This window comes from Pseudomonas sp. NPDC086112 (assembly GCF_044746425.1).
GTDB lineage: Bacteria > Pseudomonadota > Gammaproteobacteria > Pseudomonadales > Pseudomonadaceae > Aquipseudomonas.
The window spans coordinates 61,021-85,517 of record NZ_JBIVCD010000012.1 but is presented as its reverse complement, the minus strand read 5'-3'; the positions used below and the strand labels follow the sequence as shown (position 1 = coordinate 85,517).

Genomic DNA, 24,497 nt, shown 5'->3' with positions numbered 1-24,497 from the left:
GACACCATGCCAAGCGATTATTCACTATCGGATGTGCTGGGAAGGCTGTACGAGAACCAGCAGGCTCTGGAGGCCGCCATTATGGAGTTGACACTCATGGTTGAGGAGCAAGGGGCACGGGAAGTGGGCGGAAATGTCCGCGGGGCGCTATGGACGATGGGTGAAAACGCCGGCCATATTAAACAAGGCCTAGCTCGATTGAAGAGATTGGACATCGGTTAACCGACTGCATACCAAAGGCTCGAGGTGAATCCGGTTCATCTCACAGGCAGCTATCGGCCCAGGCTGGGTGATAACGTTTTTGAAAGCAGCGTTCACACAGGCATATCTCATAGCCATCGACCAGCGATCCGCCTACCCCCCTAAATCGTGACCCCTTATGAATAAAGGCCGTCAGAGATCCATAGTCGCAAATCTTTGTGTCATTTGCGGTGGTTTTAGGCTAGAAAAGGCAGGGAAACCAAGCTGGTTTTTGACAGCTATCAGCTGCGCCAATCGGTCGCATGACTTCCGATAGAACACACAGGTTTGCCAGCGGTCTGATGGCTGAAGGGGTGATTTTTTCACTGCATCGCTTTAGCGCTGTTCTTCACTGCCGATAAGCTTATGACGGTGACGAATGGACAAGCGGTGCTTGTTATAGTCTTTTTTCATTGACTTCATGCGTTGACATATGAAGAATCAGCCCCCACTTTAAGTGGACACAAAATCTTTTGTTTTGTGAGCACAAGCGTAGTCATTACTAGCTATAGTCATGGCATGTCCCGGCAGAGCGTCGGGATTGAGGAGAGTACCGTGGGAAATGCACTGAAGAAAACTGATCGCCTCTGCATACCGCAGCGCGACAAATCGAGCGTGGCGCTTGCGCGTCCTGCTGAAGGCGCATACCAGGCTCAAATCGAAAAGGCTTTCTGCACAGCATTCCATCGTTATGAAAAGGCGTTCGAGGATCTGGCTAAGGTCTGATTGAAGGTCTGCGTTATACCGCCAATGGAGCTGTGTTATGCCGCCAATGGAGCTGTCGGAGCTCAGCGAAACTCTGGAGGGGATCAGATATCTCACTCCAGGGGCGTTGATTTGGATCAACAAACGACTGATCCTAGCCCAAACCCCTGGCGAGCCAATAAAGGTGATCAGGCCTAATGAGCTGAGCTCATCTCAACAGCGACCAGCACAGCATCGGTACTACACAGGTACCCAAGATATGTTCTGCCTGACCGCTCTGCTGATGCACAGCCTCATCCAAAATCATCCTTTTGCAAACGCCAACAAGCGAACCGCAGCTGCTGCAGGCTATATGTTCCTGTTGCTGAATGGTTACGAGTTAACCGCTCCGGGGGATGATTTCGTAGAAATCATGGTTGGCATTGCAAATCATGAGTACAACGAAGAAGACTTAGAAAATTGGCTTGCCTATTGGTCTCGCCCCTTTGACACGGACGGCTTAAACGGCCCCAACGAGTTTCTTGCAATGTTTGGTCATTTAGAAGCCAAACCAGCCTGCTGACCCTTTTTCCGACATCCCTGCTGAATGAAACCCGAAAATTAGCGGGTTTTTGATGACTTTCGCTCTAGGTACGATAAGGCCCCGGGCCGCATCGCGGCCCGGGGCCTTATCGTACCTGTAGCCAATATTTTGTCAATCCATTGTGATTTTTTATTTTGCGCCAAAATTTCGGCATGCACCATTTTCGGACCGGACGACAAATGACAGCTCGAATCAAAAAGTGATGCCGTAGGTCACCAACCAGGGCATCTGCCGGCGAAGCCGATCCAAGAAAAGCAGCTATAGCGGTACCTTATTGTACCGATAAGAAAAGATTCCATCATCAAGCTGAAACCAGAGCTAGACTCCGGGTTGAAGACGCGGTTGGATGCTGCGTCTCTCCAAGCGAACTATCCATCGATTCCATCGGTCGGAATGTGTATGAAGGCGCGATTGGATCGATTGAGTTATGCGCTCAGACACAATTTCGCAATTGACAAGCCCGTTGACTTGTCGATAATCGCCGTCCAGTGTTGATAAAGCTGTGGATAACTTGTTGACCACGTCTTTTTACAACGCTCTACCAAAAAGGAGATCCCATGAAACCGAATGAAATCTTGCTTCGCTGCTTCGCTGAGCGGAAGGAAGGTTACTGGCAGGCTTTCTGCATTGATCTTTGCTTGGCGGTACAAGGTGACAGCTTTCAAGAAGTCAAAAGCAAGCTGCATGCTCAGGTGACTGATTATCTGCAAGACATTTTGGAAGGCGAAGACCGACCTTATGCGGCTCAGCTTCTGAGTCGCAAGTCACCTTTGCCCATCGTAGCGAAGTACCACCTGATTTCCGCAATGAATCATATTCATCGCTGGAAGCAGAATGCATTTGCTTTCCGCGACGCTATGCCCCTCAAGCTAGCCTCGTAAGGAATGGCGAAGCACCACCCCCTAGACTGCAAACAAGTCAAAAAGGCCCTGAAAGCCTTCGGATTTGAGCCAAGACCTAGAACTGGAACCTCTCATGAAAAGTGGGTAAAAACCACTGACTCTGAGAGGTACATTGTGACCGTGGATTGTCCAAAGCAGCCATTCGGGCCTGACTTGGTCAGCTCAATGGCCAAGCAGGCAGGCGTGAGCAAAGCAGCTTTCTATGCTGCAGCTACGGACTGAAAGTACCGCACCCCATTCTGGCGTCCTGCCGAACGAACAAAATCTCTATTTATACAATTCACGTATATACGCTTGGCACGCTGCCAGTGCGATCAGTCCTTGGTCGCCGGCGGCGGTGATGCCGATAATTCGTTGAGCATGCGCTGGGTCAAGTCGGGCGCGCGCACCTCCATGAACCAGGCCGCCGGTTTCGGTGCCGGCTGGCACTGAGCAGCCACCGGTTGAATCCTCGGCAAGGAGGACTGACAACCGCAGATCAGAAGTGGCAAGACGATCGCGCAGGCGATCCTGATTGGTTTGAGCATCGCTCAGTTCCTTGTAGTGGGAATGTTCGCTGGTAAACAAGCGCTGCTCCAGGGCCAGGCGCTTTTCCTGATCGGCTCGGATTTGGCCCGCGGCCGCATTGCTGATGGCGGTCAAATCGTCCTTGTGCAGGCCAGCCTGTTCAGCCAGCTGCTTGCCGTACCGCCAGTCCTGCACCTTCCAGGTACCCCCCGTAGTCAGCAGCATTAGGATCAGCACGCCTGCGGCCGCTAACTTCTGCGACGCGGGGCTCACGGCACATCCCTGAAAAAGACGTGGCGGCCGAGCCGGAATGTCTGTTTCGCTCCCACAGTCCACGCCGGTGCTTTCGGCAAAGTGGTCGCGTAGTAGTGCGTGGCTCCACCAGTGGGATCCGGAACCTTGCCGCTCATCACCTGTTCAGCGGCGATCTGCGCTTGAGCAAACTCGCGGAACGGGATCGACTTAGCACCGCTCAGGTAGACGAAGTTCGGATCGTTCTTGTTCCAGCAGCTGAACTGATACGGTTTCTGGCACACACCGACATAGCCCTCGCCCCACCAGGACTTGGCCTTGCCGTCGTTCACGCGGTTGCGGATGGTCCACGCCACAGCGATTTGCCCAGCCAGCCCCTCCCCTCGAGCTTCACCCCACAGCGTGCGCGCAAAGATGTCTCGGTCTACTTCGGTTGCAGTCATAACTTTTCTCCAGGCGAAAAAAAGCCCGCACTTGGCGGGCAATAGATGACGGGAATTGATCAGGCACTTAGGCCATAGGCCCTTTGGGTGAAGCCTCGAATCTTGCTGAGCAACGCGGTGGCTGCAGGAGCCGAGCTGTTCAAGGCGATATCACAGATAAAAATGTCGGACACATTACCGTCCCAGAACTGCCCTCCTCCAGGCAACGCACCAAGGCTCAAGGCCGACATACTGGGAGCGCCGGCCGCCGCGACAACGCTCACCGCACCATTGACCATCAAGAAGATGTTGGTGCCATCAAATCCAGCGGCGAAGGCGAAAGGCTCCCCAATGGGAATGGCGAGTGCGCCGGTACTCACCGTGCCAAATTGCAGACGCATCGCCGCCGCACCCCCGGATACGTTCAGAATCGATCGGACCGTGGTGCTGGTAAAGGTGCCCATCAGGTTGGCGGCAGCCGTATTATTGTTGAGTGTCGCCACACCGGCCCAGGTAAACGGCAGCGATAGATTGGCAGCAGCCCCAGAGAATACCGACTTGTCGGATTCCGACGCGTTGAACCTGGCCCCCGGGTAGATTCCAAACAAGCCGTTGACCAGCGTCGCCGAGTTGGCCGAAGTCGCCCGAGTGAACTTGGCCCCCGTACCCTTTTTGTCCGTAAAGGAAATGATTTCGGCACCGTCCAGGTCCACGCTACGGGGATCCGCCTGGAACCAGTTAACCAGGTGAACATCGCCAATGAGCGCTTCAGCCCGCGAGCCGCCCACGCTCAACGCATCGTTGTTAAAAGGTTGATTGATCCGGATTCCAGCGATGCTCATACGGTGACTCCTATTTGTTGACGCAAGAGGTTATGCCGAATGAACTTCGGTACTGGATGCCCCAGGCGATGGTAAAAAGATGGTGTCTCGGTCATGGCAATGGCGTTACCTGCCATGGAGTAGTAGCCAGCCCCTAGGCCGTAATCCATTGCGTACCGAACAACCGGACTGCCCCCAGTTGGCACAGCCGCCAGGGTCAAGGTGATGGTGGCCCCGGCATACACAATGGCGGTGATGGCGGTAGCGCCGTTGCTGTCGCGGAACACAAAGCCATCCTGAGTGACCTGCGGCAGCCAGTCCTGATCTTTGGCAGTGCTGGTGGTCCCGGGCGGCAAGTCCACCGTGAGGGTAACGGTCGTACCGACCCGCACAGCGCTGCGCATCCGCAGGGGTTTCCACGTCCTGCCCAGTTCGATCTGAACCTCCACTGCCGCATGGATATCGGCCATCAACATCTTGCCCAAGGCATTGGCATGCTGAAGATCACTGACTGGCAGCATGTACATCGGGCCGAAGAGCTTCACATCAGTCCGCGCATCCGCTGTAGCAATCTGCAGTTGGCCGACACCGTTATCCGGTGACACGCCGACGGTCTGCCACAGGGCAATCTCCATCAGGCTAGTCTGGCCGAGCTGGGTCTTCAGTGCAGGGATGACCGTGTCGGCAAAGGTATTGAAATCGGCGTACCAGTTATCCGACTTTTCACCCTGAATGTAGGTCAGGTGTCGGCATTCAATGGTGCGCCCGTAGAGGGCGGCGCAGACCTTGGCGCGATTGGCGAAGGTCATCAAATTGATCCAGTTCACCGTACCGGATAAAAAACTAGCGGCCGGCTGATCGCCTTGGCCTGCCGTCGCCACGACTTGGCCGACCTGAGGAAGGCCAGCGTCTGCCCACGCCTGCGCGGAGGCGAACGCCGCCAGGGCCGCCGGCCATTGACCGAGGCCGGCGGCCGAATCGTACAGCGGCACCAGATCGGTCAAGGTTTCCCCGTTCACCAGCCCATTTGATCCCTGCATAAAAAAACGGCCGTCAAACGACAATACCGTATGAGGAAACAACGGCCGACCTTCGAGGATGCCAGGGCTGGATGCCCCCAAAGAATTTGACTGCCCGATCATTCCCCGGAATCGCATCGGCGCCTTGCGATCGATCACGATGGTGTCGTAAGAGCCTGTGGCCCTTTGCTTACCGTCATACGATTGACCACTGCGGTCCTGAATCGCGGCGATATTGAACGCTGTGGTTCGCCGAACCGAAGACACCGCATAGGAGCCGCGCATCTCCGTGAGCGGCAGGTAGGTCGAGACGCCGCTCAGGTTCTGCGCGACAAACCGAATCGCATTGTCGGATAGCAACAGATCAGTCCGGCCGTCATCGGGGTTGAACGTGATGCCGTTCTTGCGATCGACCAGCGATTGAATAATGGGGATTCCCGACGGTCCATCCCTAGAAGGGACCGCGGCCATGGAGGGCACCTCAAGGTGAGTGGCAAACACTCCTCCGTTCCCCAAAAAGCCCACGACCTTTCCCGAGGGGTCTACGATCGGAAAGGCGAAATCCGACACGCCGTCCCGGTAAAACCCGAGCGCATCGTCACGATCAGCCCTGCTGGAAAGGTCATCGACGACTTTCTTACTGACATCATCGGAGACATGCAGCGAAGTAGCGCTATCCACCTTCTGCCACAATGTTCGCAGAATCCGTGGATCGGTACTGGCGGCCCAGAACATCATCCCATTGAGAACGGTAGCACTGGCTCGACCTGCCGCCTCGCTGGGGTAGATTTTCCCATCGGTGAGTTCTAACCGAAGCCTTCCAACCTCGGCGTCCACCACGTCGGCGGCATCCACCGTGTGGATCTCACGCAGCAAGGGTGCTTGGTAACCCCCGTAGCTGATCTGAATATCAATCCGGTCGACCTTCGTATAGAAGAACACCCGGGCTGCTGCATCGGCACTAAATGGGTTGCCCTGAATCACGGACGCCGTCGCGTCGGTGAACAAGGTGGCCAGCGTCTGAGTCCCTGACACAAGCACACGCACCGTCGCTCCAGGCAATAGGACGCCGTCCTCGGCCCTTGCGGCAAAGAATTGAATGGGTTGCATGGTGGCTCTCTATCAGGTGTTAAAGGTGATCGCCGGAGCGAAGTTGAGCTGGTTGCGTGTGCTGCTCCAGGTGTCATAGGCAGCAGCACGCAGGTAGTACGTGGTACCGACGATCAAGCCGGCAATCTCCCCGGAACGGGACGAACCCTGATATCCAACAGCCCCTGCGATGGTCGGATCGAAATCAGCGAACGTGGAGTACACGAACACATAACCAGCAGCGTCTGCTGCAGTGCTTTCGTCGCAACTCACATCAACTGTGGTGCCGCTGACTGTCGCAACAGTACCGGTCACGGTCGGCGGCGCCGTATTGGTCACCAACACCGACGTCAACGGTGCGCTGCCGGCAGCGTTTCGCTCGATGATCTCCACGCGATAACTGCGTATCAACGCGCCGTCGACCAAGGCATCGGCACGTTGATAGGTGAAGGCGGTGCTGGTCGTCGACACCTGACGCAGCAGCGCATTGCTGCCTGCGTTGCGGATCCGTACCAGCCGATCTTCGGCACGCGCCCCTGCCGTCCAACTGACGGTGAAGTACGGCGCTTCGAATGAGCCGACCGACGCCAGGTTCTGCGCCGAAGCCGGTACCACCCGCGCGGGCGACAAGGTGACGCTGTACGCCGTGACGTCCGCCAGATTCTCCAGCGCCCGGCCATACACGTTGAACGAGCGGAACTTCACCCACACGGTTCTGCCGATCTGATCCCGGGCATAGCTGTATTTCCAGACCGCATCGTCCAAGCGCACGAAGGGTGAACCGGCCGGATGGCTGGCCACCGGCGAGCTGAGCCGACCACGTCGCAGGTAGCCCAACTGATAAGCCCCCACGCCGGTCAGCGTTGCATCGCGGTAGCTGAGCAGTTCCCCGTCCACCCAGCACAAGGTGGCGCCACTGTCTGCCTCAGCGGTGGTCGCGGCCGTCAGTTCATCCGTAGCCGCCAGTTGCACGGACAAGGCATTGGCCGTGTCCGGATCGCTACCGGCAGCCAACGTCGCGGAGAGCCTGCCCATACGCGCCCGGCCATAAATGGTTTCGGCCATCCGATAACTGTCGCCGTCGGCACTGATCCAGATCTCGCAACCACCCCAGCTGGGGCTCGCACCGGCCACAGCACCCCACACTTGCAACTCACCGGCGAGCAACAGGCTTTCCGGCGGGTTGAACATGATCGGCGCCAAGACCGGACCGGGTGCGATGTTCTGATTGCTTTGAAAGCCGCTCTTGCTTTGCACTGGATACTTCGGCGCACTGCCGACACCCAACAATGCATCCTCGGCCACCACGGCCAACTTGCCCTCTTCGTCCTCCTCGACCGAGATCAAGCGCACTAAACGCTGATGCAAATTCAATCCCGGCTCGGTGATGGTGACCAGGTCCATCGGTTCCAGCAGCACATGCTGCCAGCCCAGCGAGAACTGGTATTCATTGCGCACGTAAAGCTTGCGTTGAACCAGCAGCTGCGCGGCGTGCGCGCCGATCGCTACATCGCAAATCTCATAGGCCTTGATCGTCTCCATCGGTCGCGAGCCGAACTGCTCGATGGCCGCCTGATCGGTGCCACGCACCACGTCGGTGTTGTACTCGTGAGCGCGATCGAGAATCTCCAGCGAGACTTCGTTGTAGCTGTCCGCCTGACTCTTGATCTTGAGTGAGACCGGTGGCTCACCCTCCTCGGCCAGAAAATCGTCATCGGTCAGGTTCGCCACTGGCGCGACATCCGGAAACCAGGACACGCCGTTGCCGGTGACTGCCTGATCGCCATAGGGAATGACCTTGAGCTGACCCGCCGACCAGACCAGTTCGCTGTTGGTCAGCTGTAGCCAACGGGCGATCGCCTCACTGGCCGGTGACTGTTCGTCGAGCACAGGACTCAACAACAGGTTTTCAGCCAGGCAGTAATTGCGATAGTTGCTCAGGTCGGCAATCCACGCCGGGTTAAATCCGATACCGTCCAGAGGGTCGAGCAGTAGTCCTGGCAAGAACTCCCCGGGATTGGCGTCCGGCAGCCCCGGTACTTGATAGGGACCATCGACTTCGAACGTGTGATTCTGCACCCCAGCGCTATCGTTGAGCAGATACCGACTGGCATACACATAGGCCGTGTCCGCGTAGGCGATGGCCTCGGCTGGATGCTTGGTTTGAAGAAAGCCCCACACCGGCTGGTCACGGGTACCCTGCGCAAAACTGAAACCGGCCTGAGCCAAGGCCGACTGGGTCACACCTTTTATGACCGTTTCCGTGAACACTTCCTTGTCGCGGAAAATGCGGTGAACAGCCCCCAACGTTCCGCGACCAATTGCGAGGATCAGCGCCGCGTAGTAGGTGTAGGTGGTGTCTTTTTGGGTCGCTCCGCCACCACCCTTGCCGCCCGACTTTTTCTTCGTGGTCTTCGCCACGGATTCAAAGTCGGTGTAGTAAATCAGGTTGGGACTGATGCGATTACGCCCGGCGAGCCAGGCGATCGGTTTGCCGCTCGCGCTGCTCTGGACTTGCAGCGCATTGATGCGCGTAGCGCTGTTAGAGATCGTGGTGCTGCTGCCCCCCATCGCTGACTCCATATAGATTGAGTGTGTAATAACGCACCAGCTGGCTGGCCAGCCGTTCCTCGCGCATGTCTGCGTATTCCACGCCTATATCGCGGTAGGCATGGATAACCCGGTGTTCATCGATCACCACCGCGCCGTGACTGTAGGTGCGGCCGAAACGCCACACCGCCATGTCTCCGCGTTGTGGTGTTTCCACCGGGTGACCGTACCGGTCGAGCCAGTCCAGGTAGCGTTCCTCACTGCGGTGCAGGTGCCAGTCCTGGGCATAAGGTCCGGGGTCGATCAAGGGCATCAGTCCAACCGCGTTGTAGACCTCGATCAGCAGCCAGGCACAGTCGACACCGACACCCAGCAAGTGCTGACGGTGCTGGTACGGTGTGCGCAGCCAGCGTTCTGCCTCGGCCACCACGGCCGCCCGCTGCTGAGCTTCAAGCGCGTTCATATGGACGTCTCCGCGACTGGGATGAAGGGCATGCCGCGATAACGCGCGCGATTGCCGAACTTGTTGGTGCAGGCATCCAGCGTGCGCGGACAGCCCGGATAAATCAGAAACTGGTCGCCCGGGACGGGCACAGCAGGCACGCCGAGGATCATCGTGATCGCGCCGTCTGCGGTCTGCCGACGCACCGTGCGGGCCACACCGGCGTTCGCCCCGTTGACGAAGCGAATCACCCCCTGGTCGAACCAGCCTTGATCCGCCATCACGTTGGAATTGATGCGCAACGCGGTGTTGCTGCCGGCCTGGACCACTCCCGCCGTTTGGAACAACGCCCGATTAACACCGCAATCGGCGCTGTACACCGTGCGCAGACACGATGGCTGATACACACCCCGAGGGACTTTGGTGTCCAGCAGTTCCATCGGCGACTTGACTGTCACGGTTGCTTGCTCGCGATCCGCGGGATCAACCTCGGCCACCCGGCCAATGAAGCGTGTCACCGCTCCAACCACCGGCTTGCCCCAGTCCACCATGAACGCCCGGGCGAGATTCAACGTAGCGCCATCAAACCCACCACCGGCAATGAACGGCAGCACCGACTCCCCCAGTACTGTGTCGTTCAGGCCGGCGGTAAAGGTAACGTTCAAGGTATCCACCTCGATGCCGCGCACCGCACGCACGCCGGTGCGTTTGATCAGCGGACCACTGGCCGAGTAGTTCTGCCCGGCGTAGTAAATCTGCAGGCCCGCATCGGTGTAGCGCAGCACCTGTCCGCTGGCCAAGACAATCGTGTACAGGTCGGCCATCACGAAGCTGCGTGCTGTGGCCAGGAACTGCTTCAACTCTGGACTGGCATCGATCATGGTTTGATACTCGTAAAGGCGACGTTTTTCATTTCCCAAATCGTCCGGAAAGGCTGAGCGCCATCCAGCGAATCAGCATCAAAGGCGCAGCGAAAATAAAACGCGCCGCTCCACACCAATGACGCTCCGTTCGGCGGCGGCACGGCAAAAGTGACCAGGCCGAGCTCGTCGACGCTGTACGCCGCCGTCAGAACGCCACCCACCGTCAGCGCATCAATGTTGACGACGCCATACACCGGCTCGATCCAGCCACCGATGGGGCGGGACAGCTGAAACCGTACGGTGGTGCCGTCGCCGGTACCGAACCGATGCAGTCTCACCAGGTGGTCGGAGCGATCGAAGTACAGGAACTCGCCAAACTGCCCTTTGCGACTGTTGAAAAAGTCCACCAGGCGCGACCACTCATCCAGCCCCGGCCGCTTGCGCACCGCGTTGTAACTGATCTGGAATGACCACAAGGGCGCCGAGTAATAAGCAGTAGTGCGACGTCGGCCGCTAACCGCCTTTTGCACCCCCGTGCTCCACTCCGGAGCCTTTTTCGACAGCAATGTTTGCCCCGGCATACGCGGCAAAACACCTTCTTTGACTACTCCCACATCCGGATAGCTGGCTATCCAGCGTGGTGGCCAGAACGGACCTAATGGCATGATTCCCCCTATGCCTTGATGGCACCGTTGCGCCGCATTTTTTGCATTTCTTCGGCAAACGCCCGGGCATTGCGCCGGATGTCTGCCGGCGTCATCCGGCCGCTGTAATCGTTGTAGTGATAGGTGCCGCCGCCCCCCAATTGCCCGTCGCCATTCGCCGCCTGGCGGATGACGTTGGCGTACTGCTTGGGCAGAACCATTTCCTGTTCGTGAAGCTGAGTCATCGGGTTGGTACCCGCCGGAATGTCGTAGCCGCCTTCGGCCGACGCCACGTTTTTCACCAAACCAAACACGAAGGCGCCGGCCGCCGCAGCGGCAGCGACACCCAGCACGGGACCGATGATAGGAATGGCCGACATGGCCGCGAAGGCACCCGCCATCGCTTGCCAGGCACTGGCAATGATGTTCTTGATCGTCGCCGCGCCCCAGATCGCCACGGACGTTGCCGCACCACCCGCCTCTGCCGCTGTCCGCACACCGACGCCGGCCACCGTCGCGCCGGTCTTGGCGGTTTCACCGAACATCCAGGCCATCAACGGCTTGGTCACCATGTTCTCGATGAACGCGGTGCCGATGCTGCCGAAGATGCCCTGCAGCAATCCTTGAGTGCTCATCGTCCCAGTCAGGATGCCATTGAGGCCGCTGGTCCAACTCGACTGCACACTGCCGAGCATGCCAGTCCAGTTGTTTTGCGACTCCAGGGTTTGCTGCCGGCCGATGACTGCCATGCTGTTGCGATGCGTTTGTTCCAGGGCCAGTATCTGCTGCTGAACCTGCTGCAGGGCAACTGGGTTGCGGTCAGGGTCTTGGTCGAGCAAGGCTTTTCGCTGCGCCAATGCAGCCGCCTCAATGGCGTAGCGCTGCTGTTCGAACTCGGCCTGCGCCTGCAGCAATTGCCCTTGGGTGATCAGGTTGGCTTGCAGGTCCAGCTGGGCCATCTGTTCGGCATGGGCGATATTGCCCAGCCGGGCCTGCTGATCGGCTGCCAGTTGCTGCTGCTTCATCGTCGAGATCTGCTGTTGCTTCTCTCGCTCGATCGCGACCACTTCCGCCGCCGCCTGGCGATACTCCTGACTGTCCTGGCCATACAGTTGCCGGCTGCGCTCCAACGCTTGCTGGGCGATCAGCAATCGCGCATCCATGTTGTTGCGATACTGCTGCGCCTGAGCCTGTAGATCCGCGAACGCTTTACCCTCGTCCTGACGCCGCATGGCTGTCAGTGCAGCCAGGTAGTTGCGCCGAACGCCGAGACGTTCGGACGCACTCAGGTCCGTGCGCTTGAGAATCCCCTGCCAGTATTCCACCTCTTGCTGAAGCGAAAACTGGTAGTAGGTGCCTTGCTCTGCCTGCTGCTGTGCGTGGGCGACCTTCTGCGCGTCCAGCACCTCGGACCACTGACTGACCCGAGACTTTGTGGCACCGCCGTCGCTGACTTCGGGCTCGGGCTTGGCCGGTGGCTCGGTGCCCTTTTGCAGTTCCTTGCGCCGCTTAATGGCAGCGGCATACGACTCTTCGAGCTTGGTCAGACGACTAACTTCAAGACCATAGGTCGTAGGACGCAACTGGGCTTGCTGCTTGGTGGACAAGGCGGTATCACCGGTCGCTGCCATCGCGGCAACTTTACGCCGCTGCTCTTCAATGCGAGCCAGGCGCGTCTTCATGCCCGCGTCGACTTCGTCGATTTTGTCCGACGACAACTGCAGCTGCTCCAAGAGCAAACGTTGCTCTTGCAGTGTGCCTTCCAGCGGCCCCCTGGCACCGCCGCCTCGCGGGCCTTCTTTGAAATTCGCCAAAGAAGCCTCAAGACGGGCGATGTTGCCGGTGACGTCATCGACCGTTAACCCCACACCGGTCATGCTTTTGAGCAAGCCATTGAACCAGCTCGCAGTCTCGGCCAAGGTTTTATTCAGGCTGATGAACGCGGGCTCAAGGATGGTACCGACCGTGACCTTCAGCTCGTTGCTTTTGGCGTTCAGTTCGGCCTGGCTACCGGTGAGCCCTTTTGCGGCTTTCGCCGCATTACCCACCTGAGCTTCGGTTTCCTTGAGGATGCCGGTGTATTCAGCCTGAACCTTCTGGGACGCGGTCAATTTGTCGCGTGTGGAGCCAATGCTTTTGGCGTACTCGTCCCACATCTTGGCGACGTTTTTTGTCACACCCGCGTTATCGACCAGCACCGAGTTTTCGCTTTTCAGACCCTCGGTAGCCGTTAACACCGCTTCGGACAAACCGAGATTGGCCTGCCGGTTGAAGGCCGCCGCGTCCTTCAGGCGGTTGATGACCGCGATCGACTGATCCAGGTTGTATCCCCGACTCAGCAAGTTTTGCAGGGCTTTGGCGGCATCCCCCACGCTGAGCAGACCGTCAGCGGACAACTTCTGCGCTTCCTGCATCGCCCGGCCGATACCGACACCCGCATGATTGGCCACCGCCTCCAAGCCCCGGTAAGCGGCCTCCTGCTGGATGGCGGCCGCTTTGCTATCGGCCACAAAGTCCTTGATAGCCACTGCCGAAAAAACCGCTGCCATCGAGGCGCCCAACGCCAACAGGTCACCTTTGAGTTTGGAACCGACCCAGGCGAAAGCATCATTGGCCGCAGTCCCTAGACGGCTGATCTGCACCTGACTGCCGACCATGTCGGTGTTGATCGCCTTGAGTTCGCGATTGAACGTACTTCGAGCGTCACGCATGTTGCGCTCGATGCTATCCACCGCCCGATCGAAACCCTGGGTACCGGCAGTGAACTGGTACGCAATGTTTTTATCCATGCCGACACCTAGAAAGGTAGCTATAAAAAAACCGCCGAAGCGGTATTGAATTCAGAGAAGTGATGTACCTCAGGACAATCCTTGTAGTAGCGTCAGGAGATTGTCGAGCCAGCCAAGGAGCGGTTATGTCACTACCAAAACCAGACAAAGCTGAAATTCAGAGAATCCGTAAAGTGAGGAATCTCTGGTTTGATCGAGACGACAATCTTTTTGATCCGATAAGCGAAGCAGTTTTAGGTACGCTCAGCGAAGGTTTCATTGACCAGACCAAAGCCAAGGAGATAGTCGATTGGTTTGAGCAAAATCCTAAAATTTCATCCATTTATCCACACAAGCAACTTCTATCGGCAATCAAAAGAGCTATTAGCGAAGATCCGTGGAATCCAGAATCAGAAAAAGATCTGATTCACTTCATCTCATCGGTTTACCCCGATATCGAATCAATTTTTGACCTTAGCTGGCCGCACTTGATCACTGCCCCCCCACCGCTACTGGGGAATCTTTATCAAGCGCTGTTCGACATCCCTGATACCCCCCCAAACATTCAAGACAAGCTCTGTGCCTTCACTGGTCCATTTAGGAATGGGACACGCAAGGAGTGCTATCAGGCAGTTCGGAATGCCGGGGGAGTGCCTTGTGACGTACGTGAATACACCGACTATTTATTCGTCGCGTCTAGCCATATTGAGAACGGAGTAGTGTCGAGCTCAATGATCGCTGGCATTGCTTCTCGTATGCGGTTTGGGCACACCTGCATCCTTGCAGAAGAGCATTTTCCACTACTGAGTTAGTCGACTGGATTCTGCAGGAGTAAACGCGTCCAATGCCGCGCGCAAATGCGCCGGAAGGTCGTCTCGTAAATCCTCGATAATCGCGGCGAGATTCGTTTCCAGATCAGGCGCATCAGTAACGTTGGCTTCCGGTTTGTATCCCATGTACCCGGCAACGAGCACATGAACCGGTGGATGGTGACGCCAGTAGTCGGTCATGTGCCCCACCATTGTCATGTCCCAATCACGCCGTAGCGTGACGGGGCTTTGCCCGGTACTGGCAATCAGGTGAGCATAGAGTTGGCCCCAGTCGAAGGGGCCGGGACTTCCCCCTGTTCATTCACCGGCTGCGCCTCCATTCCGGATGCACTCATCACGGCGTTGAGTACGTCGCGCATGTTGCGAAGATCCAGCAAACCCGCCACCTCCTCGCGGAGCATGTCCGGGTAGTTACGGCGAAGCGCCGCGTGCGTGGCGTCGATCACCGTCGCAATGCTGCTCCGGTCCATGCCGCCGGCCACGATCGCATTGATCCGATCCAACAGCTGCTCCAGGTCACCCAACGACAGCGGCGGAATCACCAACGGCTTACCGGGAAACGGATAACTGATGCCAGGAATGTTCACGGTGCTCATTCGTTCGCACTCCAGTAGCACACCTCGCCAAACTCATCGGCATAGCCGGTGAATTCGAAGTCCGGAATGGTGTAATCATCCTGCTTGGTGGCGATGCCCAGTTTGTTGCTGACAAAGTTGGGCACCCGTACATAAATGCTTTTGCCCTTGTACTTCAGGATCAACTCGCCCTGGAAAACCGGCATGTCACCCATCGGCAAATTGCGCACCGACAGACTCTTACCGGTCTGCACGGTATAGCGATAGTCGATAAACACCGGCGTGGCGACATCAGCCGCGGCGAATCCGTAGGTGCCGGTCGCCACATCGAAGGTGTACTGGCCAGCGGTCGGCGCACTCAGCACGCGCACAAAAGGCACCGCACCGGCACCACGAACCCCCAGATCACCGGAGAGCGAGCCCCCGGCTGGTGGGTTCACGAGGATCTCGGTACCGACCGGAATAGCGGTCGGGGTCGTGGCGTGATGGACCAGCACCTGGCCGGTGGTCAGGGTCTGGCCGAACACCAGCTGGTTCCACTGCAGCAAGCTGATCTGCGCCGATTTGGCCTTACCCGTCAGCTTGCCTTGGCCGCGTGCCGCATCGACCGCGAACTGCTCACTGCCAAACAACTCCTTGGAATCGAAAGACAGGTCGACCGACGCTTCCTGCATGATGCCCAGCAGGATCGGCGTCGGTGCGGAAATGGCGTTGCCGAAGGCGTCCATCAGCGGGGTGGCGTAAAACAACCCGCTGCCGAATGCAATTTGCATGGTTGTGTTCCTCAGTAAAAGGTAGGACCGGACGTCAGATCGCCGGCATTGCACAAGTAAGTGAAGCGATAACGCACCATGCAGTTGCCTGCGGTGTTGTCACCGTCTTCTTCAATCCAGTCGATGTAGAAACGCTGCACGCGATCGGCTTCGGGAAACGCGTCCTCCCCCACCAGCACCGTATGCACGGCAACCTTCACCAGGTCGGCAACTTGATCCCATGCGTTCCTGGTCACGGTGTCTTCACGGGCGAGGATTTCCACCGATAGCTCGAACTGGTTGCGATCCACCGTGTGACTCTCACGTTCGGTGGTTTCCAGATCCGGGCGGATCACGATGGCGGGTGTTTGTTTGCGCGTGAATGCCTCGGTCCGGCTTCGAAACACACGATCTTCGGCCAACGTATTGGCGCCCAGAATCAGCGCCTGCGCCCGCTGGACGATGCGTTCTTGGATCGAAGGCATGATTAAATCTCGGTGAGTGAAACGAGACTGAACGCCCCGTCATCGATCATTAGTCGGTCACGCACCCGGAAAGAAACGCCCCCGACCTTGATCATTTTCCCGTTGTCGATGGCCAGCCGCTGGGCCTCGGCGGTGATGACCAGGATCTCGTAATAGGTGGACTGGCTATTGATGCCGGCCATGGCCCGAATTTCGTCTGGCATATCGCGAACGGCCAGAAATGGCTGATCATCGACCAAACCGCCGGCATCAAAATCTTCGAGGAAGCCCGCCAGGTCTTCGTTAAACATCACGGCCCTCCTTGGCCGCTCCGCTGGACTTGGCCGATGCAGCGACCGTGGCCGGCGCCGGATCCTGTTTGATTTCCAGCAGCTGGTGACGAAAACGGACCGCCACATCATCGGGCAATTCGACAGTGCCACCGACGCCAATCACTTCGTTGTTATGGTCGCGAAAGGAACCGGATAGCACGGTGTAGGATTTATTCGCCATTGGTTGCCCCCGCCGTTCGTTCGAGTTTGGTCACTCGCTGCGCCAGCGCTTTGTCCGGTTCGCCAGGGATCACGATTTCCTCCCCGATCTTGAACTGGACTGGCTGCACAATGGTGTAGCGCCCTTTTTTAACCTGCTCCAGGCTGTGCGCTCGCGCACTGGCCTGAGCATCGGTCAGAATCAGCTCCCCCCCATACAGGGTGATGGGCTGATCCACACGGTATTTCGGCATGGTGTTGTCCTCTGTGGGATGAAAGCCTGAGGGCTTACACCAGTTGGTTCAGGACGCCGTACTGCCAGCGACCGAACCCGACGTTGCGCCAGGTATCGACGCCGTATTGGTGAGCATCGTTGTCGAATTCGAACTCCGAGCCCTCAGCCTTGGCCTTCATCACCACGTCCGTTTCCTGCTGACGAATGAACGCTTTCAGGCGCCCGTCGGTGCGGAAAGTGACGAATTTGTCGGTCCAGGCATTGAGGCGCACATTGCCGATCACACGGACGGTGACGTTGTCCGGCATGACGATTTCGCTGATGTTCGTACCGCGCGGTACTGTCAATGCCGACTGCGCCACACTCAGCAGGCTGAAGGGCACCATCACCAGAAACTCACGCGCCAGTTCGTTGATCGGCTCGCCCTGATCATCTTTCAGGCTGGTCAACTGGGTGACCGATTTGGCAACCGCCTGCTGGAACTCTTCAGGGCTCGGGCGGCTGGGAGTGCCATGCAGCGTGGCGCTCAGTTCGCTGATGTCGGTAGTGATCTTGTTCGACTGCACCCCGCTTTTGCCTTCCTCATGATCGGTATCGAAGAAGTACTGGCCGTCGTAGCAGACCTGGCTTTCACCGTTGAGAATCAGCGCCGACAGCAGCCGCGCCCAGTGCGAGTTGGTGCGATCGGCCAGTTCACCAAGGCGGATGCGCAACTGCCCGGTTTTGTCGCGGCGCAGCTCTTTGATCAGGACTTCGATGGTCGCTTCGAAGTGCAGGTTTTCGATTTCGAGATCAGCGGAAATGAAGCCTTTGGCATGACGGCCACCGATCCACTCACGCAAGGTCGGAACGCTACCGATCCACGGATAGGTTTCTTTGGCCTGGTCGGAATCGAACAGGTTCGACAAGAAGTCGATCCAGCTGGCCCCGGTGTTCTGCTCGAGCAGTTCGTAAAAAGTGCCGATAACGGCACGGCTGGAAAGTACTTCAGCACCCATGGGGGTTTCTCCTGATGAAGGTGACGGATGGGCGCGTGATTACGCGGCCGGGATAGCCTGGGCGGCATACTTGACGATGCCCACGCCACCGCTGACAAAACGGTGCACATGGCCGATCAAACTGTTGCCGGCGGCGGTGAGCGCAAAGGTGCCGCTGTCACTGGCATAAACCAGCTTGCCAATGTCAGTCACGGCCAGCCCGGTGATCGGCACTTCGATCTTGCCGGCTTCACGTAGCCGCACGCGCAGGGCAGCTGCTGCGCCCAGGCGGTTGTCGGCATTGCGATCAGCGAAACCGGCAAACAGATCACCGGCGGCCAAGGGGCGAGCCAATCCGTTCGCCGAGTTGATCCCGACCGCCGAGCCTTCGAAGATCTGCGTGGCCGCTGCAACGGGCAATTCGTTGATATCCCCGATCTCATGGGAGCGTGGGGTGTCGAGGGTAAGAGGCATAGGTGTTCTCCAAAGCCGAGGGGGTGAGGGTTAAATGCCGAGTTACTTTTTCAAGACCTTGATCAGGCCTTTGTCCTCAGCCCGGCGATATCCGTGATAGGCCTCGAAGGTGCCGAATTCGGCACGCACTTCCTTGTCACTGTCCCAAGTCGCCTTGGCGCGTTCTTCCAGCGGCGCATCTGGATCCTCAGCCGTTTTTGCCACCGGTTCCGATGCGGGTGCTGGGGCATTCGGGACCGGCGCCGGGGCATCGCTGCGAAGCGTGGCCAGGGCATTGCTACGCTTGGCTCGCTCCGCCGCGATGACCTGGGCAGAAGCCTCGGGCCCGCTGGTGACGCCATCGAACTTGAGACTGGCGATCAACTCTTCGTGACCCGGTAGCGCGGCGGCTTCGACGCCCTTGATGCGATCGCACTCTGCACGGGCACCGGCAGCGTGTGCGTCGTGCTCCAGTGTCGCGAGCAGCTCGGCATGGTGGGTGGCCAGGTAGTTGCGGTCGATGACCGGCGGCTTGTCGCTGTCGTTGGGCTTGCTGGTGGTTGTGGTGCTCATGGAACGATCTCCAAAAGTGCTGCCATTGAGTTCGGCAATTAGGTTTTCCAGGGTGGATTCGCGGTCGGCCATGCCCAACGCCACGGCGTCAGAACCAATGCGCATGTCGCCCTGGCCGAAATCGGCGAGGACGTCGTCGACGGTCACGCCGCGATAGCTCGCAACGTCCTCGATGAAGATGCCGGCCAATCGATCGACATGGCTTTGCACGACCGCCCGGCCCTGCTCGGTCGTAAAGTCCGGACGTTTGTTGGGGCTCTGGCTGCTGACAATCTCCAGGCTGCCGTCATCCTTGTTCGCACGAATGTTGAGCACGGCGCCGATGGAGCCAACGCCGCCGGTGCGGCTCATGACGATTTCGTGCGCCGCCGAGGCCATCCAGTAACCCGCACTGGCGGCATTGCCCGAGACGTAAGCGACCACCCGTTTGGGAGAGGCGCGGATCATCTGCGCAAACTCGGCAATGCCGTTGGCCTGCCCGCCGGGCGTGTCCATCACCAGGATGATGCTTTCGGTTCGCGGGTCATCCACCGCCGTGGTGAAGTCCTTCGCCAGAACGTCCAGCGAAGTCGCGCCGGACAACGCGGTGAACAGGTTGGCGTAGCGAAAGACCGGGCCGGTGACCGGCACCAACGCCACGTTGCCGCGCTGGGTCACCGTGCGGCTGTTCTGCAGGGGCCGACCTTGACGGGCCTCCACCGCCTCGGGGCCTTCATGTTCACGCCGGGCGATGGCGGCAATGGTGTTGAGCATGTCCGGGGTAATGGCCCAGGGTTCACGCGACACCAGGTCGAACGCCGTCACCCGATGCACGGGGGGTGCGTCGGTTGGTTTATCGGTCATGGTCAGGTCCGTTCGGATAAGTCAGGGTTTTGCGGCAGCTGATCTTCAGGCTGTGAGGCCGGCGTGGCCGACAGGCCGTCCTCCATCCGACGCTTCACTTCCAGTGCGCGCTGTTCGTGGTTTTCTTCCCAGTCACTGCCGTCGTAGAGCATCGATTCCTTGGCCAGCGTGCTGACGCCAAGATCGACACGCCCCTTGGCCGCGTTGATGTCCTTGAGCGGATCGACCGTCCCCGGACCATCGCCGACCCACAACGAGCCGCAGTAGGCATAGCGCAACAGCGGGTGGTCAAAAAAGCCGGGGGCATCGACATCCCCTTGAGCGACCGCTTCTTCCAGCCAGTGCTCGTACACCGGCTGACAGAAGCCATTGCCAAGGAAGTCGCGGCAACCGCGGATGAACTGCCAGGCTTCCATTACCGCTGCACGGGCGGCGGTGTAGCTGGCCGTGAAGTGCTTGATCAGCACCTCATACGGCAGCTCCAGGGCCATGCCGATCTGCCGCAGCATCGCCAACACGAACGGATCAAAGGCCAGATTGGGACGGCCCGGCGCGGCGGTATCAATCGAGGCGCCATCGTCCAGCTCGGCGACGATGCCGCCACTGAGTGAACCGTCCCAGCCGCCCGACTCACGACCGGCCGGGCGATCACCGCCCACCGGGGTGTTGCCGGTCGCGGCTGAAGCCAGCGGGCTGAGATTGCCGCCGTTCCCGGGCTTGATGAACACCGCGAAGAACGCCGACACCACGGCGGCTTCCAGCTCCGCATCGGTGTAGCGATCGAGCTGCTTGAGTTTCTCGATCACCGGAGTGAGATACGGTACGCCGCGCGGTTGACCCACACGTCGACGCCGGTACAAATGCAGCAACGCCCGCCCACCCCGCTCATTGAAGAATGGGCGTTCATCCCACACCCGCTCTTTCACACCCAGAGCACCAGGGTGACTGCGCAGGATGTGCGCCTTGATCGGCTCGCCGTCGGCGTCTCGTTCTATGCCGGCGGTGAGTGTTTCCGTGTCGGCCTTGCCCTGCGGATTGCAGATCCGGTCGGCCTCAATCAACTGGATGCACGCCGAATAATGCTGACCCGGACGTTCCTTGTGCGTCAGCAGCGGAAACACGTCACCGCTGCTCAACACCGAACGCCAGGCCAGATCCTGCAGCCCGTAAAAATTTTGTTCGCGGGTGATGTCGCACGCCGTGGTTTCCGCCCAGGACTTGAACAACGACTCTGTGTTGCGCTGCCATTCGCGGGCGGTATTTTCATCCCAACCGAGGATCTGCCGATTGACCACCGACTTGAGTGCCAGGCCGGTACCCACTGTTTTGGTGGTGACCGTGTTGATCGCACCGCCGCCGATGGGGTTGTTACGCTCCAGATCGCGGCAACGTTCCCGCAGCGTCGGCAGATCCGGAAGCAGATCTGCGGCGGCACTACCAGCCGACGCATGCCAGGCACTGAGCGAGCGCTTGCGTTTAGAGGCGCCGCTGTAACCACCCAGCGCCGTCATGGTCATGCGCGCCTGCATACGCTTGGCGCCGCTTTCGGGGCTGAACCAACTGATGGCCCGGTCCAACAACGTGGGCTCAGGCACCTTCGGCGCGCGACTCATAACGGTGTGATCCCGCGCAGGACAATGCCGCGAGGCCGGCCACTGGACAGTCGATCAACCTGCCCCTGCCAGTAATCGATCATCCGGGTGATCTCCGCCGCATCAGCGTAATTGAGCTGGCGGGTACCGATACGGTAACTCTGTTTCTGGCTGACCTTGAGGCTCGCGTCGAGCCAGGCCTGCAGCTGGTTCTGCGCTTGTTCCAATGTGATGGCCATGTCTAATTCCTGCGTTGAGAGAGCACGCGCATTGCGCTGCGGCGCCCAGAAACAACTCTCCCGCCAGAAGGCGGGAGATCGTTGGGTTCAGCGGGTGGTGTGGGTGCCGGATTTTCCGGTGCCGTTGCGGGCTCGGGATCGTGCTCAGCTTCGGGTTCCGGTGGTGGCGAATCGAACAACCCGCCCTGCCGGATCTGCGCATCCAGCGCCGCCCAGTCGTGTTCATTCAGCAGGTGCGTTTTCAACGACCGGGCCGCATGCAGCGCGTAGGTTTCGCAGTCCGTCCCTTCGTTCGGCTCACCGGCCTTCTTCTGCCAGACTTTGCGGTAGTGATGCCGCCGACTGGGTGCCTTCACTTCGGCGGTGATCTGCCGGAAGTAGTCCGGCCGCACCGTCTTGTAGAAGTGCATTCGGCCAGGACCATTGCCGGTCAGCGGCAGCCGACCTTCGATCCACAGATCCTTGGCTCGTGACGTGCCGACGATGTAAGGCCGCAGGCCGTACTTCGAGGCCTTTTGCTCCTTATCGGTGTCCACCCCCTGCCGGGGCGCGCTGAAAATTTCCTTGCGCTCATCGTCGCGGGTGTTGCCTCGCTCACTCGCCCCCTTGATCGCCATCACTCCACGCTGCTGATGCTTACGGACAAATGCGTACGCGGCATCCTGGGTGATGGTGCCATCGGAGGTGTCCAGCGAGACGGCCAGCACCTTCAACTTGGCGCCGCAGGCATGGGGAATCGGAGCAAACAACAGCTTCTCCAGGTCAAGCCAAACGCCCTGGTCCGGCAACACCACTTGACCGTGAATCTCGCCCCAATAAACCAGCCAGGACTCCTCGCCCCGGCCCCACGCGCGGATGATGATTGCCAGCCGGTCATGCTGGACGTCGACGCCGGCCGTCAGGACCAACCCGCCCATGGGCACGAACAGTTCGGGATAGTCTTCAGCCCGCTCCGCCAGTTTGTCGGCTTCGGGCAGATCCGATTTGTACTCGTAAGCTCGACCCTGTTTCTGGTTGACGAACTTGATCAGCAGCGACAAGTCCCCCATCTCCGCCCGGTGCTCGGCGTTGAGTTGTTCGCGCACGATGTCCGCCAGGCTGGTACCGGGCAGGCAGGCATAGAGTTCGTTCAGCTCGATGAACCCGGCACGCCCGGCAAAGGGTTTGGTCGGTACCCAGCCGCAGTTCGGATCACCCGCCTCGATCGCATTGAACACCGTGTTGCGGATGTTCTCTTTGCGCTGGTAGTCGTCCCAAATTTCACCGCAGTGCGGACAGGCGTAGCCGGCAGTCTCAGGATCCGCACGGCCATAGATTTCGTGGGGCTCTGCCCCCTCGGCGATGTCGAGGTATTTGATGTGAGCAAAGTCCAACACATGGGCCTGGCCGCAGGTGTGACAGATGATCGGCAATACCCGGCAATCCGTCTGCGCCAAACGCGCTTCGGTCTTGCTCGCCCCCTTGATCGCCGGTGTTCCGCCGACCAGCATTTTCGAACCGGGGTAGCGTTTGCCGCGCTCTTCGAGCAAGGCGATCGCGTCACCCTGCCCCTTCACGTCGTCGCTGGTGTCGTCCGGTTCCTCGACCACCGACAGCCCCACGGACGAGGTCGACTTGACGTTGCCGGGCGAGTTCGACGCCACCAACTTCAAGAAGCCACCCGGGAAGCTTTTGTGGTCCCACCGGTTGCCGGAGGTCCGGCTGGTATCGACCGGCATCAACTTGTTGATCTCGGTGTTCGCGGTCACCCCGTGCTTGAGCTTTTCGTCGTGGAAGTTCTTCCCGTCCTTCTCCTTGGCAAACAGGATCATGATTGGCCGAGGCAGGAACTGGACAAACTTGAACAGGTAGCCGATCAGGAACCAGGTCCAGCCGATCTGCGCGGCCTTCATCAGGTCCACTTCGCTGACACGCGGATCGTCCAGCGCGGCGGCAACACCGAGGAAATAGGGCGTGTAGTGAAAGTCATAGAGGCCATGCAGCACCCCGCTTTCAGCGGGCAGGTAAAACTTGGTGCTCAAGTACTCGGCTGTCGGTACGTCACGCGGCGGGTTGAACTTCCCCGCTGCTGCCGACAAGCTCCGCGCCAAGTTTTCGCGCGTAGCCTGCAATTCGCTCGGTTGTAGGTCCAGCAACTTTGGCCACCACAGATCGATCTACCGTGAGTTTCTGCACGTTCTCGATTTCCTGAATAAGTCGTTCGACGCCGCCCAGGTATTCCCGGTTGGCAAAGCCGGCCCAGTCGGCCAGCACGCGTTCCGCTTCCATGCTGGGAATCAGTGACCGCAATTTTTCGTGGTACAGCAGACGACCATTCGCTGCCTTGACCCGCCCCTCATCGATCCGCACCGCATTCAGTTCTTCCAGTTGGCTGCCTCCGCGCCCAGCCGCTTTCGCACGTAGGTCGCGGATGTAAGCGATCCGGATCACGTCCAAACTGGATGACTGCCAATCGCTGATGCCTATCCCCTTCAGCACGTCGCGAGCATTTCGCTCGCTCATGTCCAGGTGATCTGCGATTTCACGCTGTGTTGGCATGCTCATCTCCAAGGTCTGGACTAGGAAGCGGAACCCCCTATGTCGGGTTGAATCTGCAAAAAGATCGGGGTTCGAATTACCCCATTCCTCCAGGTCGCCGAAAGGACCCATTGAAAAAGGAGATGAGG

29 protein-coding genes are annotated in these 24,497 nt (G+C 58.9%); 6 read left to right on the top strand and 23 right to left on the bottom strand.

Annotation, left to right across the window (positions count from 1 at the left end; all coding sequences use genetic code 11):
* The first annotated feature begins 6 nt into the window (after nt 1-6).
* The 5 genes from ACIPLA_RS11570 to ACIPLA_RS11550 all read left to right on the top strand — a co-directional run bounded on the left by ACIPLA_RS11570 (nt 7) and on the right by ACIPLA_RS11550 (nt 2,652).
* Entirely contained in the window at nt 7-222 is a 216-nt protein-coding gene (locus ACIPLA_RS11570) for a hypothetical protein (protein ID WP_401173210.1), read from the top strand.
* Nucleotides 223-795: 573 nt separating this feature from the next.
* Complete coding sequence (locus ACIPLA_RS11565; protein ID WP_401173209.1) at nt 796-966, top strand: hypothetical protein; 171 nt, start codon at nt 796-798, stop codon at nt 964-966.
* 37 nt (nt 967-1,003) lie between these two features.
* Entirely contained in the window at nt 1,004-1,507 is a 504-nt protein-coding gene (locus ACIPLA_RS11560; protein ID WP_401173208.1) for a type II toxin-antitoxin system death-on-curing family toxin, read from the top strand.
* 578 nt (nt 1,508-2,085) lie between these two features.
* Complete coding sequence (locus tag ACIPLA_RS11555) at nt 2,086-2,409, top strand: hypothetical protein (RefSeq protein WP_401173207.1); 324 nt, start codon at nt 2,086-2,088, stop codon at nt 2,407-2,409.
* 3 nt (nt 2,410-2,412) lie between these two features.
* A complete protein-coding gene (locus tag ACIPLA_RS11550; RefSeq protein ID WP_401173206.1) occupies nt 2,413-2,652 on the top strand; it encodes a type II toxin-antitoxin system HicA family toxin in 240 nt (79 codons plus the stop codon).
* Nucleotides 2,653-2,697: 45 nt separating this feature from the next.
* Here the strand turns inward: ACIPLA_RS11550 and ACIPLA_RS11545 are convergent, their stop codons facing one another.
* From ACIPLA_RS11545 to ACIPLA_RS11505, 9 genes are read right to left on the bottom strand one after another with little or no spacing between them, the layout of a single operon-like run.
* Complete coding sequence (locus ACIPLA_RS11545; RefSeq protein WP_401173240.1) at nt 2,698-3,162, bottom strand: lysis system i-spanin subunit Rz; 465 nt, start codon at nt 3,160-3,162, stop codon at nt 2,698-2,700.
* 44 nt (nt 3,163-3,206) lie between these two features.
* Nucleotides 3,207-3,632 carry a cell wall hydrolase gene (locus ACIPLA_RS11540; RefSeq protein ID WP_401173205.1) on the bottom strand — a complete coding sequence of 142 codons (426 nt, stop codon included), beginning with the start codon at nt 3,630-3,632 and terminating at the stop codon, nt 3,207-3,209.
* Nucleotides 3,633-3,691: 59 nt separating this feature from the next.
* Nucleotides 3,692-4,453, bottom strand: a complete 762-nt coding sequence (locus ACIPLA_RS11535) for a hypothetical protein (protein ID WP_401173204.1) — start codon at nt 4,451-4,453, stop codon at nt 3,692-3,694.
* Entirely contained in the window at nt 4,450-6,561 is a 2,112-nt protein-coding gene (locus tag ACIPLA_RS11530; protein WP_401173203.1) for a hypothetical protein, read from the bottom strand. Before ACIPLA_RS11530 ends, ACIPLA_RS11535 begins: the two co-directional genes overlap by 4 nt.
* Before the next feature lie 12 nt (nt 6,562-6,573).
* On the bottom strand, nt 6,574-9,111 hold the full coding sequence (locus ACIPLA_RS11525; protein ID WP_401173202.1) for a phage tail protein: 2,538 nt from the start codon (nt 9,109-9,111) through the stop codon (nt 6,574-6,576).
* A complete protein-coding gene (locus tag ACIPLA_RS11520; protein WP_028939665.1) occupies nt 9,083-9,553 on the bottom strand; it encodes an NlpC/P60 family protein in 471 nt (156 codons plus the stop codon). Before ACIPLA_RS11520 ends, ACIPLA_RS11525 begins: the two co-directional genes overlap by 29 nt.
* The gene (locus ACIPLA_RS11515; RefSeq protein WP_401173201.1) at nt 9,550-10,413 is read right to left on the bottom strand and encodes a DUF2163 domain-containing protein; all 864 of its coding nucleotides are present in this window, start codon (nt 10,411-10,413) and stop codon (nt 9,550-9,552) included. The genes ACIPLA_RS11520 and ACIPLA_RS11515 overlap by 4 nt, the downstream gene beginning before the upstream one ends.
* Nucleotides 10,410-11,060, bottom strand: a complete 651-nt coding sequence (locus tag ACIPLA_RS11510) for a DUF2460 domain-containing protein (protein WP_401173200.1) — start codon at nt 11,058-11,060, stop codon at nt 10,410-10,412. Before ACIPLA_RS11510 ends, ACIPLA_RS11515 begins: the two co-directional genes overlap by 4 nt.
* 8 nt (nt 11,061-11,068) lie before the next feature.
* The gene (locus ACIPLA_RS11505; RefSeq protein WP_401173199.1) at nt 11,069-13,828 is read right to left on the bottom strand and encodes a hypothetical protein; all 2,760 of its coding nucleotides are present in this window, start codon (nt 13,826-13,828) and stop codon (nt 11,069-11,071) included.
* 125 nt (nt 13,829-13,953) lie between these two features.
* Here ACIPLA_RS11505 and ACIPLA_RS11500 point away from each other — a divergent pair, with 125 nt between their 5' ends.
* Complete coding sequence (locus tag ACIPLA_RS11500; protein ID WP_401173198.1) at nt 13,954-14,619, top strand: hypothetical protein; 666 nt, start codon at nt 13,954-13,956, stop codon at nt 14,617-14,619.
* Here ACIPLA_RS11500 and ACIPLA_RS11495 read toward each other — a convergent pair.
* From ACIPLA_RS11495 to ACIPLA_RS11430, 14 genes are all read right to left on the bottom strand, one after another.
* Nucleotides 14,608-14,817, bottom strand: a complete 210-nt coding sequence (locus tag ACIPLA_RS11495; protein ID WP_401173197.1) for a hypothetical protein — start codon at nt 14,815-14,817, stop codon at nt 14,608-14,610. The genes ACIPLA_RS11500 and ACIPLA_RS11495 overlap by 12 nt on opposite strands.
* A gap of 65 nt (nt 14,818-14,882) precedes the next feature.
* A complete protein-coding gene (locus ACIPLA_RS11490; RefSeq protein ID WP_401173196.1) occupies nt 14,883-15,233 on the bottom strand; it encodes a hypothetical protein in 351 nt (116 codons plus the stop codon).
* Nucleotides 15,230-15,985, bottom strand: a complete 756-nt coding sequence (locus tag ACIPLA_RS11485) for a hypothetical protein (protein WP_401173195.1) — start codon at nt 15,983-15,985, stop codon at nt 15,230-15,232. The genes ACIPLA_RS11490 and ACIPLA_RS11485 overlap by 4 nt, the downstream gene beginning before the upstream one ends.
* An 11-nt stretch (nt 15,986-15,996) precedes the next feature.
* On the bottom strand, nt 15,997-16,449 hold the full coding sequence (locus ACIPLA_RS11480; RefSeq protein ID WP_401173194.1) for a hypothetical protein: 453 nt from the start codon (nt 16,447-16,449) through the stop codon (nt 15,997-15,999).
* A gap of 2 nt (nt 16,450-16,451) precedes the next feature.
* Nucleotides 16,452-16,739: a hypothetical protein gene (locus ACIPLA_RS11475; RefSeq protein WP_401173193.1), complete on the bottom strand. Its 288-nt coding sequence runs from the start codon at nt 16,737-16,739 to the stop codon at nt 16,452-16,454.
* Entirely contained in the window at nt 16,732-16,941 is a 210-nt protein-coding gene (locus ACIPLA_RS11470; RefSeq protein WP_401173192.1) for a hypothetical protein, read from the bottom strand. The genes ACIPLA_RS11475 and ACIPLA_RS11470 overlap by 8 nt, the downstream gene beginning before the upstream one ends.
* Nucleotides 16,931-17,173: a hypothetical protein gene (locus ACIPLA_RS11465; protein WP_401173191.1), complete on the bottom strand. Its 243-nt coding sequence runs from the start codon at nt 17,171-17,173 to the stop codon at nt 16,931-16,933. Before ACIPLA_RS11465 ends, ACIPLA_RS11470 begins: the two co-directional genes overlap by 11 nt.
* 34 nt (nt 17,174-17,207) lie before the next feature.
* Nucleotides 17,208-18,152, bottom strand: coding sequence for a Mu-like prophage major head subunit gpT family protein (locus ACIPLA_RS11460; protein ID WP_401173190.1), 945 nt, complete (start codon nt 18,150-18,152; stop codon nt 17,208-17,210).
* Nucleotides 18,153-18,191: 39 nt separating this feature from the next.
* Nucleotides 18,192-18,605 carry a hypothetical protein gene (locus ACIPLA_RS11455; RefSeq protein WP_401173189.1) on the bottom strand — a complete coding sequence of 138 codons (414 nt, stop codon included), beginning with the start codon at nt 18,603-18,605 and terminating at the stop codon, nt 18,192-18,194.
* A gap of 42 nt (nt 18,606-18,647) precedes the next feature.
* Nucleotides 18,648-20,000 (bottom strand): S49 family peptidase, encoded by a 1,353-nt coding sequence (locus ACIPLA_RS11450; RefSeq protein WP_401173188.1) that lies wholly within the window; start codon nt 19,998-20,000, stop codon nt 18,648-18,650.
* Nucleotides 20,001-20,002: 2 nt separating this feature from the next.
* Nucleotides 20,003-21,613: a phage portal protein gene (locus ACIPLA_RS11445; RefSeq protein WP_401173187.1), complete on the bottom strand. Its 1,611-nt coding sequence runs from the start codon at nt 21,611-21,613 to the stop codon at nt 20,003-20,005.
* Nucleotides 21,610-21,831, bottom strand: coding sequence for a DUF6148 family protein (locus tag ACIPLA_RS11440; protein WP_028939679.1), 222 nt, complete (start codon nt 21,829-21,831; stop codon nt 21,610-21,612). The genes ACIPLA_RS11445 and ACIPLA_RS11440 overlap by 4 nt, the downstream gene beginning before the upstream one ends.
* A 2-nt stretch (nt 21,832-21,833) precedes the next feature.
* Nucleotides 21,834-23,909 (bottom strand): phage terminase large subunit family protein, encoded by a 2,076-nt coding sequence (locus tag ACIPLA_RS11435; protein WP_401173186.1) that lies wholly within the window; start codon nt 23,907-23,909, stop codon nt 21,834-21,836.
* The gene (locus ACIPLA_RS11430) at nt 23,872-24,369 is read right to left on the bottom strand and encodes a hypothetical protein (protein WP_401173185.1); all 498 of its coding nucleotides are present in this window, start codon (nt 24,367-24,369) and stop codon (nt 23,872-23,874) included. Before ACIPLA_RS11430 ends, ACIPLA_RS11435 begins: the two co-directional genes overlap by 38 nt.
* Nucleotides 24,370-24,497: the final 128 nt, after the last annotated feature.

What these genes read in the sequence shown, in the direction of transcription:
- ACIPLA_RS11470 (WP_401173192.1), bottom strand. Translation starts at nt 16,941, where the DNA reads ATGGCGAATAAATCCTACACCGTGCTATCCGGTTCCTTTCGCGACCAT.
- ACIPLA_RS11460 (WP_401173190.1), bottom strand. Translation starts at nt 18,152, where the DNA reads ATGGGTGCTGAAGTACTTTCCAGCCGTGCCGTTATCGGCACTTTTTAC.
- ACIPLA_RS11495 (WP_401173197.1), bottom strand. Translation starts at nt 14,817, where the DNA reads ATGACCGACTACTGGCGTCACCATCCACCGGTTCATGTGCTCGTTGCC.
- ACIPLA_RS11555 (WP_401173207.1), top strand. Translation starts at nt 2,086, where the DNA reads ATGAAACCGAATGAAATCTTGCTTCGCTGCTTCGCTGAGCGGAAGGAA.
- ACIPLA_RS11550 (WP_401173206.1), top strand. Translation starts at nt 2,413, where the DNA reads ATGGCGAAGCACCACCCCCTAGACTGCAAACAAGTCAAAAAGGCCCTG.
- ACIPLA_RS11475 (WP_401173193.1), bottom strand. Translation starts at nt 16,739, where the DNA reads ATGTTTAACGAAGACCTGGCGGGCTTCCTCGAAGATTTTGATGCCGGC.
- ACIPLA_RS11450 (WP_401173188.1), bottom strand. Translation starts at nt 20,000, where the DNA reads ATGACCGATAAACCAACCGACGCACCCCCCGTGCATCGGGTGACGGCG.
- ACIPLA_RS11465 (WP_401173191.1), bottom strand. Translation starts at nt 17,173, where the DNA reads ATGCCGAAATACCGTGTGGATCAGCCCATCACCCTGTATGGGGGGGAG.
- ACIPLA_RS11485 (WP_401173195.1), bottom strand. Translation starts at nt 15,985, where the DNA reads ATGCAAATTGCATTCGGCAGCGGGTTGTTTTACGCCACCCCGCTGATG.
- ACIPLA_RS11545 (WP_401173240.1), bottom strand. Translation starts at nt 3,162, where the DNA reads ATGCTGCTGACTACGGGGGGTACCTGGAAGGTGCAGGACTGGCGGTAC.
- ACIPLA_RS11510 (WP_401173200.1), bottom strand. Translation starts at nt 11,060, where the DNA reads ATGCCATTAGGTCCGTTCTGGCCACCACGCTGGATAGCCAGCTATCCG.
- ACIPLA_RS11560 (WP_401173208.1), top strand. Translation starts at nt 1,004, where the DNA reads ATGCCGCCAATGGAGCTGTCGGAGCTCAGCGAAACTCTGGAGGGGATC.
- ACIPLA_RS11455 (WP_401173189.1), bottom strand. Translation starts at nt 18,605, where the DNA reads ATGCCTCTTACCCTCGACACCCCACGCTCCCATGAGATCGGGGATATC.
- ACIPLA_RS11490 (WP_401173196.1), bottom strand. Translation starts at nt 15,233, where the DNA reads ATGAGCACCGTGAACATTCCTGGCATCAGTTATCCGTTTCCCGGTAAG.
- ACIPLA_RS11505 (WP_401173199.1), bottom strand. Translation starts at nt 13,828, where the DNA reads ATGGATAAAAACATTGCGTACCAGTTCACTGCCGGTACCCAGGGTTTC.
- ACIPLA_RS11530 (WP_401173203.1), bottom strand. Translation starts at nt 6,561, where the DNA reads ATGCAACCCATTCAATTCTTTGCCGCAAGGGCCGAGGACGGCGTCCTA.
- ACIPLA_RS11540 (WP_401173205.1), bottom strand. Translation starts at nt 3,632, where the DNA reads ATGACTGCAACCGAAGTAGACCGAGACATCTTTGCGCGCACGCTGTGG.
- ACIPLA_RS11520 (WP_028939665.1), bottom strand. Translation starts at nt 9,553, where the DNA reads ATGAACGCGCTTGAAGCTCAGCAGCGGGCGGCCGTGGTGGCCGAGGCA.
- ACIPLA_RS11445 (WP_401173187.1), bottom strand. Translation starts at nt 21,613, where the DNA reads ATGAGTCGCGCGCCGAAGGTGCCTGAGCCCACGTTGTTGGACCGGGCC.
- ACIPLA_RS11480 (WP_401173194.1), bottom strand. Translation starts at nt 16,449, where the DNA reads ATGCCTTCGATCCAAGAACGCATCGTCCAGCGGGCGCAGGCGCTGATT.
- ACIPLA_RS11430 (WP_401173185.1), bottom strand. Translation starts at nt 24,369, where the DNA reads ATGCCAACACAGCGTGAAATCGCAGATCACCTGGACATGAGCGAGCGA.
- ACIPLA_RS11440 (WP_028939679.1), bottom strand. Translation starts at nt 21,831, where the DNA reads ATGGCCATCACATTGGAACAAGCGCAGAACCAGCTGCAGGCCTGGCTC.
- ACIPLA_RS11515 (WP_401173201.1), bottom strand. Translation starts at nt 10,413, where the DNA reads ATGATCGATGCCAGTCCAGAGTTGAAGCAGTTCCTGGCCACAGCACGC.
- ACIPLA_RS11525 (WP_401173202.1), bottom strand. Translation starts at nt 9,111, where the DNA reads ATGGGGGGCAGCAGCACCACGATCTCTAACAGCGCTACGCGCATCAAT.
- ACIPLA_RS11535 (WP_401173204.1), bottom strand. Translation starts at nt 4,453, where the DNA reads ATGAGCATCGCTGGAATCCGGATCAATCAACCTTTTAACAACGATGCG.
- ACIPLA_RS11570 (WP_401173210.1), top strand. Translation starts at nt 7, where the DNA reads ATGCCAAGCGATTATTCACTATCGGATGTGCTGGGAAGGCTGTACGAG.
- ACIPLA_RS11500 (WP_401173198.1), top strand. Translation starts at nt 13,954, where the DNA reads ATGTCACTACCAAAACCAGACAAAGCTGAAATTCAGAGAATCCGTAAA.